The 13,065-nt window shown below is 63.9% G+C and carries 8 protein-coding genes; 5 read left to right on the top strand and 3 right to left on the bottom strand.

Features of this window, described 5'->3' with window-relative positions; genetic code table 11:
• The first annotated feature begins 149 nt into the window (after positions 1 to 149).
• From GIB19_RS13135 to GIB19_RS13115, 5 genes are all read left to right on the top strand, one after another.
• Entirely contained in the window at positions 150 to 1,469 is a 1,320-nt protein-coding gene (locus GIB19_RS13135) for an NAD(P)/FAD-dependent oxidoreductase (RefSeq protein WP_274886367.1), read from the top strand.
• 12 nt (positions 1,470 to 1,481) lie between these two features.
• Entirely contained in the window at positions 1,482 to 2,252 is a 771-nt protein-coding gene (locus tag GIB19_RS13130; protein WP_274886365.1) for an NAD(P)-binding domain-containing protein, read from the top strand.
• A 213-nt stretch (positions 2,253 to 2,465) separates the two neighbouring features.
• Complete coding sequence (locus GIB19_RS13125) at positions 2,466 to 3,845, top strand: MFS transporter (protein ID WP_027593696.1); 1,380 nt, start codon at positions 2,466 to 2,468, stop codon at positions 3,843 to 3,845.
• Between the two features lie 12 nt (positions 3,846 to 3,857).
• Positions 3,858 to 4,208 carry a cupin domain-containing protein gene (locus GIB19_RS13120; RefSeq protein WP_238212255.1) on the top strand — a complete coding sequence of 117 codons (351 nt, stop codon included), beginning with the start codon at positions 3,858 to 3,860 and terminating at the stop codon, positions 4,206 to 4,208.
• An 11-nt stretch (positions 4,209 to 4,219) separates the two neighbouring features.
• On the top strand, positions 4,220 to 4,558 hold the full coding sequence (locus GIB19_RS13115; RefSeq protein ID WP_027593698.1) for a RidA family protein: 339 nt from the start codon (positions 4,220 to 4,222) through the stop codon (positions 4,556 to 4,558).
• 77 nt (positions 4,559 to 4,635) lie between these two features.
• On the opposite strand, the gene GIB19_RS13110 is transcribed toward GIB19_RS13115, so the two are convergent.
• The 3 genes from GIB19_RS13110 to GIB19_RS13100 all read right to left on the bottom strand — a co-directional run bounded on the left by GIB19_RS13110 (position 4,636) and on the right by GIB19_RS13100 (position 13,055).
• Positions 4,636 to 5,697, bottom strand: coding sequence for a GlxA family transcriptional regulator (locus tag GIB19_RS13110; RefSeq protein ID WP_274886359.1), 1,062 nt, complete (start codon positions 5,695 to 5,697; stop codon positions 4,636 to 4,638).
• 114 nt (positions 5,698 to 5,811) lie between these two features.
• On the bottom strand, positions 5,812 to 8,637 hold the full coding sequence (locus GIB19_RS13105) for an RHS repeat domain-containing protein (protein WP_274886358.1): 2,826 nt from the start codon (positions 8,635 to 8,637) through the stop codon (positions 5,812 to 5,814).
• Between the two features lie 80 nt (positions 8,638 to 8,717).
• Positions 8,718 to 13,055 (bottom strand): SpvB/TcaC N-terminal domain-containing protein, encoded by a 4,338-nt coding sequence (locus GIB19_RS13100; RefSeq protein ID WP_274886357.1) that lies wholly within the window; start codon positions 13,053 to 13,055, stop codon positions 8,718 to 8,720.
• Between the last annotated feature and the right edge of the window lie 10 nt (positions 13,056 to 13,065).

Below are 13,065 nucleotides of genomic sequence, written 5' to 3'. Positions count from 1 at the left end.
GGCCTTTGCGCGGGCCAGTCACCGGCAAACCGAGCAAATCACGCAGGGCTTGTCGCGGTCAATTCAAAACCTCCCACCACCCGTCATTCCCGTTATATGCCCCCTGCCCGGGCCATGCGACAGTGAAGAAAACAACACGGATAAAACCCATGTACAGAAACACCTCTACCCCCGCGGACGACAACGGTTGCGGCTGGTTCCACCTCAGCCCCCTGCGCCAGCCACGTGCCGCGCACCGGGGGCGGAGCGAAGCGCGCTGGGTGGTACTCGGTGCTGGCTTCACCGGCCTTGCCGCCGCGCGGCAGCTGGCGCTGCATCAGCCGGATGACGAGGTGATCCTGCTCGAAGCCCAGGAAGTCGGCTTTGGCGCCTCGGGGCGCAACTCGGGCTTTGCCATCGACCTGCCACATGACATCGGCGCACCGGACTACATCGGTGAACTGGCCACGGCGCGGATGAACCTCAAGCTCAACCTGCGCGCGCAGTCGATACTGCACACGCTGATCCAGCAGCATGGCATCGACTGCCAGATCCGCCCGGACGGTAAGTACCAGGCGGCGGTCGAAGACAAAGGGTTGGCGGTGCTCGAAGCGTACCGCAGCGGCCTGGAGAAACTCGGCCAGCCTTACCAGATGATTGATGCCCGTGACCTGCCCGAGCACTTCGGCACCGCGTTCTACCGCAAAGCGTTGTACACCCCAGGTACCCAGTTACTGCAGCCGGCCGCCTTGGCCAAAGGCCTGGCAGACAGCCTGCCCAGCAACGTGACGCTGTACGAGCACACCACCATCACCCGCATCGAACAGGGCACGCGCATCACCCTCGCGCATGCCCATGGCGAGATCGTTGCCGAGCAGTTGCTGCTGACCAACAACGCCTTCGCCTCGTACTTCGGCTTCCTGCCGGGGCGGCTGCTGCCGATTTTCACCTACGCCAGCATGACCCGGCCCCTGAGCGAAGACGAACAAGCACGCCTGGGTGGCAAGGCGACCTGGGGCATCATCCCCGCCGACCCGTTTGGCAGCACCCTGCGACGCACCCCGGACCAGCGCCTGCTGGTGCGCAACAGCTTCAGTTTCAACGCCGATGGGCGCGCCAACCAGCGCCACCTGCAACGCGCCGGGCGACAGCACCGGGCGTCGTTCGAGCGGCGCTTCCCGATGCTCGCGGGTACGCCGTTCGAATTCACCTGGGGCGGTTCGATGTGCCTGTCGCGCAACCACCAGTCGCACTTCGGCACGCTGGCACCCAATGTCCATGCGGCGCTGTGCTGCAACGGCCTGGGAATTACCCGGGGCACTGCCACCGGGACCCTGTTGGCCGACTGGCTGAGTGGCGAGCGTGACGAGCTGATCGACTTCCTGCTGGGCTCGGCCGGGCCCAACCGCAACCCGCCTGAGCCGCTGCTGAGCCTGGGCGTCAACCTGAACCTGCACTGGGGCCAGCGCCGCGCCGGCCTGGAAAGCTGACAAGGAGGCATCATGCATAGCCTGGGCATCCTCGGGGTCGGCGAGCTGACCGAAAAAGTCGTTATCGGCCTGCGCCGCGGTGGTTTCGACGGCGCGATCCTGCTGTCGCCACGCAACGCCCAGCGCGCCGAAACACTGGCCCACGCACACGGTTGCCAAGTACTGCCGAGCAATCAGGCGGTAGTCGACCAGGCCGAGGTGCTGATGCTGGGCGTGCGCCCGGAATCACTGGCACACCTGGCCGGCGAGGTACACCTGCACCCCGGGCAACGCCTGCTGTCGTTGGCAGCAGGTGTGAACCTGCAACAGCTGCAAGCCGCCTTCCCCGCCGCTCACTGCGTGCGCGTGATGCTGTCTTATGCCGCGCAACACAACCAGTCCACGGTAGTGGTCTACCCCCCGGATCCCCCCACTCAGCAATGCCTGGCCGCGCTGGGCAACCTGGTGATATTGCAGGATGAAGCCGCATTCGAGCTGGCCACGGTGGCCGCGTGCATGAATGGCTGGTTCTACTTCCTTTTGCACGACCTGCAGCAGTGGCTGGCTGACAAAGGCCTGCCCGCAACCGAAGCACGCGCCTTGGTGCTGGGCAACCTGCACGACTGTGTGAGCAGTGCCCAGCGCCAGCCCGAACACACGCTCAAGGCCCTGGGGCAAGCGATCGCCACGCCGGGCACCTTTACCGCCGATGGGCTGGCCGTGTTGATGCATCAACCGGTAAGTGCCAGCTGGGGCGCGGCCTGCGAAGTGGTGCTGGATGCGCTGTTGACTCGGTCGCGGTAGGCGCAGCCTTGTGCTGCGAAGAGGCCGGTAACAACGCCGTAAATCTTGGCTGATGTCGCCGGCCTCTTCGCAGCACAAGGCTGCGCCTACAGTGCCATTCACACTTCGCAATGCCATCCCACGACCCGTCCGAACCGTTATAGGGAACCCCTGCAACCCGGTGCCATAGTGCCGCCACGCAAGTGCGTCAAATAACAACAAGAGGTAAGTCCAATGTCTGTCCCCAAACGCTCCGTCGAAGATGCGCCACTCAATGCGTTCCATCGCAAACTGACGGTCTATTCCGCCGGTGGCCCGTTCCTCGACGGCTATGTGCTGAGCATCATCGGCGTGGCCATGCTGCAGATCACCCAGGCCCTGCAACTGTCGGCCTTCTGGGAGGGGCTGATTGCAGCTTCGGCGCTGATCGGGGTGTTCCTCGGCGGCTTCCTGGGTGGCTGGTTCACCGACAAATACGGGCGCAAGGTGCTGTACCTGGTCGACCTCATCGCCATTGTCGGTTTTTCGGTGGCGCAGTTCTGGGTCGAGTCGGCCTGGGCATTGTTCGCCTGGCGGTTGTTGATTGGTATCGCGGTCGGCGCCGACTACCCGATCGCTACCTCGCTGCTGGCCGAGTTCCTGCCACGCAAGCAACGCGGGCCGCTGCTGGCGGCAATGGTACTGATGTGGTTCGCCGGGGCCGCCGTGGCCTATGTGGTCGGTGAACTGTTGCTGCGCGTCGGCGGCGATGACGGCTGGCGCTGGGTATTGGCCAGTGCGTTGGTCCCGGGTGCGTTGTTCCTGATTGCCCGTAGCGGTACGCCAGAATCGCCACGTTGGCTGCTGAGCAAGGGCCGCACTGCCGAGGCGGATGCCGTGATCAAACGCGTCTATGGCCCGGATTACTCCATCGCCGACCTGCCCGAACACGTCAGCGGCAAACCGGTGTCGGTGTGGTCGCTGTTCCACTCCGGCTACGGCAAGCGCATGGCCTTCGTCACCCTGTTCTGGACCTGCGCCATCGTCCCGCTGTTCGCCATTTACGCGTTCGCCCCAAAGGTGCTGCAGGCGCTGAAGCTCACCGGCGACTGGGCCGCCTACGGCTCGATCGCCATCACCCTGCTGTTCACCCTGGGCTGCCTGCTGGCAACCAAGCTGATCAACCGCCTGGGGCGGCGCAAGATGCTGATCCACAGCTTCCTCTGGTCGGGCATGTCGCTGGTGCTGCTGGGCGTGTTCCCCGACGCATCGCCCACCACCGTGCTGGTGCTGTTTGGCGCCTACGCGGTGTTGATTGGCGGCGCTCAGGTGCTGGAATACGTCTACCCCAACGAGTTGTTCCCCACCGAGATCCGCGCGTCTGCCGTTGGCCTGGCCACTTCGCTGTCGCGTATCGGCGCGGCCGTGGGCACCTACCTGGTGCCTATTTCCCTGGCCACCTATGGCATTGCCAACACCATGTTCGCCGCCGCGTTGATCTCACTGTTCGGTGCACTGATCTCGTGGTGGCTCGCCCCAGAGACCAGCAAGCTCGACCTGCAGCAAGCCGCCGCGTTGGGCGGGGCCGCCCCTGCACCGTCACCGTCCTACAAAACCGTTGCCCGTAAAGCCTGAAGGAGCCACACCATGAGCCACGTGCTTACCGTTGTCCGCAATGCCGCTGCCTCGCCCCTGGGCACGCCAGCCCCTGCCCGGCTGCCGATCGGCGAACCGATCGCCCACGCCGCCAGCGCCCAGGACCAGACCGATGAAGCGGTGGGCGCCAGCATCGGCGTCTGGGAAAGCAGCCCCGGGGTGTTCCGCCGCTTCCTGAAAAACCGCGAGTTCAGCCATATCGTCAGCGGCAGCTGCACCTTTACCCCCGACGGTGGCGAGCCGGTCGAGCTGCGGGCGGGCGATGCGGTGCTGTTCCCAGAGAACTGCGAAGGCGTGTGGGAGATCCACGAGACCCTGCGCAAGACCTACGTACTGTTCTGAGGAGCGCGCTGATGATCGAACGTATCAACCCCGGCAAACGGGCCAGCCAGATGGTTCTGGTGGATGGCCGCCTGGAAACCTCCGGGATCGTCGCCCTTGCACCGGGCGATATCGCTGCGCAGACGCGGTGCGTGCTGGCGCAGCTGGAGCAGTGGCTGGCACAGGTTGGCGCAGGTAAGGGCAACCTCACCCGCGTGCAGATCTGGCTGGCTGACATGGGGGAGTTTGCGGCGATGAATGAGGTGTATGACGCCTGGGTCGGGCAGCAACCACCGGTGCGGGCGTGTGTGGGCGCTGCACTGGCGGCGCCTGAGTATCGGATCGAAATTCAGGCATTTGGTCAGCTTTGATAGCGCCGGGGCCGCTTTGCGGCCCATTCGCAGGCAAGCCAGCGCCTACACGGGTAGCGCTGGAGATGGCTACACAGCTACAGCTCCGGGTCCAAGCCTACTTTGTCCCCATGCCAGTCAAACCGCTCCACTTCATGGCGCCGTTTGCGGAAGCTGTAAGGCGTCTCGCCGTACTGCTTGCGGAACCACAAGATGAAGTGCGACGCATCGGAAAAGCCACACGCCAAGGCAATGGTGGTGATGTTCTGGCTGGTATTCACCAGCAAGCGCCGGGCATGGTCCAGGCGCAGCTTGCGCCAGTAGTTGGCCGGTGGCTCTTGGGTGTTGGCGACGAATTCGCGGTGCAACTGCCGCGGGTGCGTGCCCACTGCCTCGGCCACGGCCTTGAGGGTCATCGAGGCATCCAGGTTGGCGCGCATGAAGGCAATGGCCCGTTGCACACGGTCGTTCTGGTAAACGCTTTCGCTGGCGGCCTTGTCCTCTTGCGCGTCGGCACGCTCGTCCACCAGCAGGTACTCCAAGCCCTTCTGCGCCCGCACCGCTCCGCAGTGCCGGCGAATCAGGTTGGCCGCCAGGTCGATGGCCGTGCCGCCCGGGCAAGTGATAATGCCGCGGTCATCCACATAGCTCTTGTCGATCACGGCGGTGGACAGCGGGAAGCGCTCCTTGAACTCATCGCGCAAGGTAAAATGCAACGCGCACCGCCGGCCATCGAGCAGGCCGGCCTTGCCCAGCACGAACGAACCTGAACACAGGGCGATGATCGGGATATTGGCGGCGTACACCTCACGCAGCGCATCGAGTAGCCAGTCTGGGGGGTTACGCGTTTCGCCCAGCAGCCCGCCCGCCAGCACGATGTAGTCGTAATGGGCAAACAGGTTGAGCGGTTTGGTCGGCGAAATGGGCATGCCGCAACTGGCGGTGATCGGCTGGTCGTCCAGGGTCATCCAGTCCCATTGGCAATACACTTGCTGGCTGCGGAACGACTTGTCGGCGGCGAAGCGCAACGAGTCGACCAGGCCGGCGACCGGGACCAGGGTGAACTGGTTGAGGAGCACGAAGCCGACCCGCAGTTCAGGTTTGATCTGCAAGGCGGCTTCGGGGGGCTGTGGTTGTTGTTGATCTTGTAGGGCGACCATGGACGCTGCTCACATGACATCCGAAGTGGGTATCATTCTAGGCGTCTTCAGGCGTCCGCCATATCATATTTAGCGCCAAGAATAGTAGATTTCCGACATGAAATAGCTCATCAGCTACAATATACGCAACTGCTGCCAGTCCCTTTTCTCTCGGTAATTGACGCCCTGCGCCTTAGGATTGGCACCCAACACACTGTTGTCATCTTTGAGCTGAACCGCGAGGAGGCGCTTGGTCCCTTTGAAATCGAACTCATAAATCGGTCGGCCGACTTTGCCTGGTTTGACACCTTGCATGCCGACGATGCTACCGTGAATCAAGGCCGTCATCACCACATTGACGATGGGTTTTCTTCCAACAAAGCCCATGCGCGCGAAGTCGGCTCTGTGCTCGGTGGTAATATGGCTTAAACCCTGTGTTGTTGTACCCTCGTCCAAGAAAACAACCTGTCGTTTACCTGTATCGGGGTTTATCCTTTGGCCTATTGCCGCAACGCTGCTCATATTCAATTGTCTATCCCGAGGAATCTCCGACTTCAGACGATCAAATAGTTCGCTGCCGTTAAGACCGAACTCACTCTCGAAATTGACTTCCTTTGCCGTACTCTCCTTCTTTTTTTCCGCCTTTTTTTCCTTTTTTTCCTTACGAGTAGGTACGGATTCCCATTCCTCCTTGGCCGGACTATCTGCAGTAGGTAGCTCTGGGCCGGAAGATAAGGCCACCGCGCCAGCACCGTCACGGCTCGGCCCTGCTGAAGATGAGGTTGACGCGACCGGTTCACTTACAGCTCCATCACTGCCGTTCGCAACCGGCGTGCCTTGTGCTCCGGAACTGTTCCCCCCGCCCTTTTTCTTGCCCCCTCGCAACCCCAGCTCATCAACCAATGTCATCGGGTTGTTACGCACCATCGCGTACAAATTCAAGCCATCCACGGTACCTGCCGGATCCGCACTCAACCACCGCCCCAGCCAAGATTGGTAATAGCGATACCCGTAGTAGTACAGCCCCGTCGCATCACGCTCCTTGCCCGAATAACGAACGAACTTGTAGCGCCCCTGCACTTCGCTGCTAGCGGCCCATACCGCAGTGCCGCCGTACGGGTAGTACTCCTCTCGGCTGATCACCGCACCACTGCCATCGACTTCCAGGCAACCGCTGCCCAGCTGGTCGGCATAGCTGTAACGCAATTGCGCGTCGGCAAGTTCTGGCGGCTTACCTGTAGCCCAGTGCAAGGCCCGCACCTGGGCGTGCCCGGCTTCGCCCACCAGCACCACCTGCAACTGCTCGGTCAGCGTGCCGCCCTGGGTTGTACTGCGCAGCTCCAGGCCTGGCAGGTACTGCACACGTTGCGTGCGCATGTGGGTCGCAGTCTTTTGGGTACTGACCTTGAGCACCCGTTGGTTGCCGATGTCGTAGCGGTAACTTTCGCCATCGTCCGCCGCCCCTTCGCGCATGACCTGGGTAACGGCGTGCAACTCACCGCGCGGTGTCCAGCTCAGTTGCTGCCCCGGCAACAACGCCTTTTGCTGGCCACTGGCATTGAACAACGCGTCGACGGCGGCCGGGTCCTGGGTGAGCGCGCTGTGCACCGCCCGGTTGCTGCGGTCGCTGACAGTGATATCGGTGGTGTAGCTATGATTTGTGGCAGGCGCGCTGTGGCGGATGCGGGTCAGGTTGCCCGCCATGTCGTAGGTATAGGAGCGGTTGTAGCGGCTGTAGGTGATGTTATCGAGGGGCGCCATATCCGGCAGGTTGACGCCCTGCTGGCCGGCATTGGCCATCTCGCGCCCGGTGGCGCTGGCCAGCTGGTACAGGCTGTCATAGACATAGGTGCTTAGCGGTTCGACTTTCTGATTGCGCCAGAAGCGGGTTTCTTCGGCGTCGTTGCGCACACTGAGCACATTGCCCACCGGGTCGTAGGCGTAGCGCAGGTCTTGCAGCACCTTGGCCCCTTGCGCGTGCCCTGTCGGGCGCTCGGTACGGACTTCGGCCAGCCGCTGGGTGCGCGGTTCGTAGCAGTAATGGGTGACCAAGCCGTTACCGTGCTCCTCGCGCAGCTTTTGCCCAGCCGCCGAATAGCTCAGGGCTTTGAGAATGACCTGCTCAGGGCCGCCCTTGAGCGTCAGCCAACGCTGCGTGAGCAGGCCCGCCACGTCGTAGGCCAGACGGCGCAGATGGCCTGCGGCATCACGCGTGGCCAAGGGGGCGCCGGTCGCATCCACCGTGGTCAGCGTGGTGCAGGCTTCGCTTTCCGGCTGCAGTTGGGCCTCCCAATCAGCAGGCTGCTCACTTTGCCAATCCGCCCCCACCTGCGGGTTATCGGCATCCGCCAGCAAGCGTTGCGTGGTCGCTAGCGGGACGCCGGTCAAGCCAACGCCATGGGTCTGCAGCAAACCGGCGGTGTGGTAGTGCCGGCTCGCCTGGCCCGCCAAATTGTGGGCTTTTTCTGCGGCGCTGTTGCCGGCATAAATCAGCCGCTCCAGCCGACACGCCACGTGGCCATTGGCCTGTTCGCTGATGCCCAGGAGGCGCCCTGGCAGGTTGGCGTTCTCGTAATGCCAGGTGCGAGTGACCGCTTCACTGCGCAGGTGCTCGCCGTGTTCATCGAGCGCGATTCGCGATACGGCCAGCAACGGGCGCCCTGCTGCGTCGCTCAGGTTGATCGACACGCCGGCGTCGGCGCTTTGGGTGCACACCGGGGTGCCGGCCAGGTCGGTCAGCCAGGCAAAGTTACCCCGGCCGCTGGCGTGCAGGCGCGGGTCGCTGCTGTGGGTCATGGAGCCCTTGGCGTCATGCTGCTGACGCGTAATCCGAGGTTGCGTCAGGGTCGGCGTGTCTGGGTGGCGGTGGTAGTGGATGGTCCGGGCCACCAGGCCGCGGTTGTCCACGACCGTGACGGTAGGGGTATTACGATGGACAGCGTTGTCCGAAAGAGCAGGCATCGCGTGCCTCCTGTTCTTGAATTCTGCATGGGGTTGAGTGGATGGCGCGCGCCAGGTAGCGCGCGCCATCAAGGTCGCGTTCAGGCCGTGTCGTTCTCGTCCTGCGCTACCGTGAACCAGGGGTAGTACTCGGTACGCCGTTCCCAGCCGGCGGCGGTGAGGACGCGGTAAACGCGCCCCATGGCGTCATACAGCTGGGTATCGGCATACAGCCCGGGCTGGCCGCTGTCATCGCTTACAGGGCGCCAGTCATCGAGGTAGTACGGCAACCAGGTGCGCACTGGCTGGCCTTTGTTGTCGTACTCGGTCTTGCCGGTTACCGCCCAGCGTCGCGCTGCCGGCTGCACGAGCGCAGCACCGTTGGCATCGCGCTCGAGGCTGCCTGCGGCGGTACGCACCCACGCATCGCCAGGCGCACTCAGCACAGCGGTCTGCAACAGGCGGCCGGCGCCATCGCTATGCGCCATGTTTACGCGCAGCTGCTGCGCGGGGTCACCGTCGTAGCGGTCGGTCTGCAGGCTGATGATGTGCGGTGGCTGGCGGCTTTCGCCGTCATCCACAGCGGGCAGGCCAGTCGTCTTGAGCAGGCGACGCAGCGCCAACTCGCCGATACGGGTAGCCAGAGGGCGCCCTTGGCTGTCACGTGCCAAGGGCATCCAGCTGTCGGTCACTATCCGGTGCGCCGTGGCCACGGGTACCTCGCCTCCTTCGAGTGCCAGGATGCCGTCGACCGTTGCCGGCAGCGTGAATGCCTTGCTGCTATAGCCGGCCAACTGGCCTTGCTCTGTGCCGTGGAAGCGGGTTTGTGTCACTCGCCCCAAGGCATCGAGGCTAACTTGGTGCTGGTTGTCGTTGGCATCGGTCATGGCTACGGGCGTGAGGAAACGCCAGTCATATTCGAAGCCGGTTTCCAGGCCAGCGGCGTCGGTTATCTTCAGCACTTGCAGGGCGTGTGGGCTCCAGTCAACACGCTGCTCGCCAAGCAGCTCGCTGGCACGCAGCGTGGCCAGTCGATAAAACAGAGGCGCCCCCTGGTGCTTGATCAGGTCGTGGCGGCTGACATACACCTGCTTGCCGTCCTCGGCCAAGGCGATGAGGTGATAGCCGCCGTTGGCCTGCCACTGTGCCAGCTCGTGCGGCAAAAGCGTTGTCTCGAGCGCAGCCAAGGTGGCGTGTTCGAGCATGGCGGTTTCGCGGTAGGCCACCAGCGCCTGGCGGATTGGCGCCGTGGTCGGTTGCCCCTGGGCATCACACCATTGCTTGCGCTGGTAGCCCGACAGCGTGGCAGCGTCCAGGCCCTCCAACGGGCTGCCAGGTGCCAGCAGATTCTCCACGCTGAAGCCGCCCTGCGGCAGCGCGTGCGCTGGCAGCGCCAGCACATCGGTACGGGTCGCTTCGATCAGCCCGGACACGTAATCATGGCCGTCCTCCAGGTTGCGTACCCGATGGCGCGCGTGCTCAAGCCAGGCCATGTCCTGCTGAGGGTCGCGGGCATCGTCCAGCAAACCGGCTGGCAGCGAGGCTGGATAAGGCGATGGGGAGACTGCAACCCGGCGCGGGTAATGCACCTGCACCTGCTGCAGGACATGGCCGTACTTGTCTTGGCCAAGCACCAGGGTCTGCGTGATAACCGGGTCCTGGACAATGCGCTCGGCGGTGAACGCCAGGGTCTCCACTGCCGTTACCAAGGCCGCAGGCCGGTCGGCGTGCGCGGTCTCGTAAACCCGCACTTGCCAGCGCTGACGGGTGATGCTGTACGGCACCCCAGCGTGTTCAGTGCCGTCAAGGCCGTAGGTTTCACTGCGCACTTGCGCCCCTTTCAAGGCACAAAGCAGCCAACGCCGGGCTGCACCTTGCGGCGAGTAAGGCACATCGCAGTCACCTTCAAGGCGAGTGAAGCGCACCGGTTGCAAGGGAAAGTCCGCCTCTGCGCTGCGCTGCCCATCAAGGCCCTGTGGCGCGATGCTATCCAGGTCTTCGATGCCACTGAGGAACCAATGGCGTATTTGCGCCGGCGGCGAACGCTCGGCGGCCGTGCCCTGGGCGTCGCTCAGGGTGTCGGTCTGGATCAACTGCCTGAAACCGCGAAACTCGCGCTCGACAGGGTCCCAGACCGGGCTCTGATAGCGCATGCCACTGACGGTACGCAGGCCACTGATGTCGTCCACAAGGGTCACCTGGGCCAAGGTGTGAACCGGGAACGGCAAGCGACTGATCGCTGCCTTGCCTTCCCCTTGCAGGGCACGCTTTTCATCCAGCCAGCTCTGCGCCGAACTGCGGTAGTCGAACAGCGTACGGCCACCGGTGTTGCTGCACACCTCAGCCAGCAACCAGGGGCGTCGGTCGTTGAAGCGGTACGCCCAGCTACGGGGAGAGAGGTGCGGCACAGTCAGCACCAGCTCTGCACAACCCTGCCCGCGCAAATCGACCAGTTGCAGCTTACAGCTGGCGTCGAGCACGACCCCCTCTGGCGCCGGCACGCAATCGCTTTCGACGAAGCGATTGCCGTTATGGCTGACGAATACCCGGATGCGGTCCGCGTCCACATAAAGGATATCGGTAGTACCACTGCCGTCGGTATCGCCAAGCAATACCCGCGCGGCGTTGAAATGTTCGATGGCAAAACCCGGCATCTGCACAGGGTTGGCAAAATGACCGTGGCCAAGCATCGGCCAGTAGGTGACGCCTTCGGCCGTGACCTCGATCAATTGCTGCAAACCTGTGCCCGCCAGGTCGGCAAATGCCACCAGCCGGTGCTCGCCGCCAGGCAATGGCAGCGCGGTGCCTGCCACGATGTCGCTGGCCGGCTGCCAGCCGGCACCACACACCCTGGCAGACAAGCGCACGCTACGTGGCCCGATCATCACCAGGTCCTGCTGCCCGCCACCGCTGAAGTCGACCAGTTGCGCATCCCCATGGGCCAGCTCGCTGGGCATGGCGTCGGCGGCAATGAAGTCACGCCATTGCCCATCCGGCGTCAGGGTGAAGCTGCCGCGAACACCCGGCAGGTTGACCAGCCATTGTGGCTGGCCGTCACCCTCGAGGTCGGCCAGCATCCCGGTGCCTGGACGTGGTGCTCCCGGTAATACCTGTGACTCGCCCCACGTGATGGCATCGCCACCCAGGTCACTGTTGCGTTCTGGCGCGCGATACCACCAGGCACCGGCATCCTGGAACAGCAAACCCGGCACCCCCTCGCCGTGAAGATCTACCATCTGCCAGTGCGGCGCACTGAAGCCATCGAGGTCGGGCAATGCCTCCCAGCTTGAGTGCTGACGCCCTGGGCGACTCGGCTCGAATTCCACCGGCGGCAGCAACAACGGCGTGCCATCCGTTTCGTAAGCGACCTGTTGCGCGGCGACCAGCACCGAGGCGACGCCCGATGCGTCATACCCCAGGTGCAAGCGCGAAACCAGTTGCGGGCTTGGGTCAGCCTCCCCGGCCATCATGCGCGTACGGTGCCACAGCAGCACCTCGTGACAAAGCCGCCGCACCCGTTTATCGAAGCCCCAGCGCCAGTACGAAAAGCAGTCCTCGCGCACCGGCCAGGGTGCCTTCACCTCGAACGCTGGTGGGGTGTTCACATCCACGCCGCGCTCGCCGTAATCCAGCTGCATCACGGTCATGAAATCATCCGGGCGAAAGGCCTGCTGCGGTATCAGCAGCGCTGCGCTTGGGGTTGCATTCATGGCGTGGACGGCAACCAGGTAGGTGTTGGCAACCTGCGGGTGCATGGCCTGTTCGTGCGCATCGCAGCCCGCCTGGTCTTCGTTGCGGTAGGTGTAGACCACATGCTCACCCGTGGCACTGACGATCTCTTCGGCATACCAGCACGCGACCTCTGCCGGTACGCCGGGCTTGGCCAGGCGTGCCGAGGCCGACCAGCCAAACAGCGTAATGCTGCCGTCGGCATGGTATTGCAGCCAGAAGCCCGGCGAGTCGGGGCTCGCTTGCGCTTGCCAATGCTCCAAGCGCTGGTCGCGGCCGCCGCTGCGCTGCACCCAGGCGGTTACCGTGTGAGCAGCGGGGGTATCGGAAAACGGCAAACTGGCAACAGTGCGCGGCGCCCCGTGGTCGAGCAGGATTTCTTCGCCATCGGGGCCCTGCCAACGGTCACTGCTGGTGTAACGGGGGACCCCCAGGCGGTCCAGGCGGCAGACAGTGGGCGGGCTACACTGCCAGCCAGCACCGAAGGCGCCATTACCTGCCGAAGAACGGTAGGCCAGGCTCAACGACGGCGACAACGCGCGGCCGACCGGCAATGGCAATGGCAGCGACCAACCTGCGGCGCCGTCGGCGCTGCCGACTGACAGCATGCCTCCGCCCGCCGAAACCGTACCGCCGCCCTTGGGCAGCGAGGGGGGGCTGAACACAGGTTCACCGCCGGCACCCGAAGGGGTGACAGACATATCATTCATGATGTTGCTC

Origin of the sequence: Pseudomonas sp. ITEM 17296 (assembly GCF_028895205.1) — a bacterium.
GTDB lineage: Bacteria > Pseudomonadota > Gammaproteobacteria > Pseudomonadales > Pseudomonadaceae > Aquipseudomonas > Aquipseudomonas kermanshahensis.
Note: the sequence above shows the minus strand (reverse complement) of the source record. Positions and strands in the feature narration are given on the sequence as shown.

Coding starts and splice junctions, on each gene's coding strand:
- GIB19_RS13135 (WP_274886367.1), top strand. CDS start 150: ATGTACAGAAACACCTCTACCCCCGCGGACGACAACGGTTGCGGCTGG.
- GIB19_RS13130 (WP_274886365.1), top strand. CDS start 1,482: ATGCATAGCCTGGGCATCCTCGGGGTCGGCGAGCTGACCGAAAAAGTC.
- GIB19_RS13125 (WP_027593696.1), top strand. CDS start 2,466: ATGTCTGTCCCCAAACGCTCCGTCGAAGATGCGCCACTCAATGCGTTC.
- GIB19_RS13120 (WP_238212255.1), top strand. CDS start 3,858: ATGAGCCACGTGCTTACCGTTGTCCGCAATGCCGCTGCCTCGCCCCTG.
- GIB19_RS13115 (WP_027593698.1), top strand. CDS start 4,220: ATGATCGAACGTATCAACCCCGGCAAACGGGCCAGCCAGATGGTTCTG.
- GIB19_RS13110 (WP_274886359.1), bottom strand. CDS start 5,697: ATGGTCGCCCTACAAGATCAACAACAACCACAGCCCCCCGAAGCCGCC.
- GIB19_RS13105 (WP_274886358.1), bottom strand. CDS start 8,637: ATGCCTGCTCTTTCGGACAACGCTGTCCATCGTAATACCCCTACCGTC.
- GIB19_RS13100 (WP_274886357.1), bottom strand. CDS start 13,055: ATGAATGATATGTCTGTCACCCCTTCGGGTGCCGGCGGTGAACCTGTG.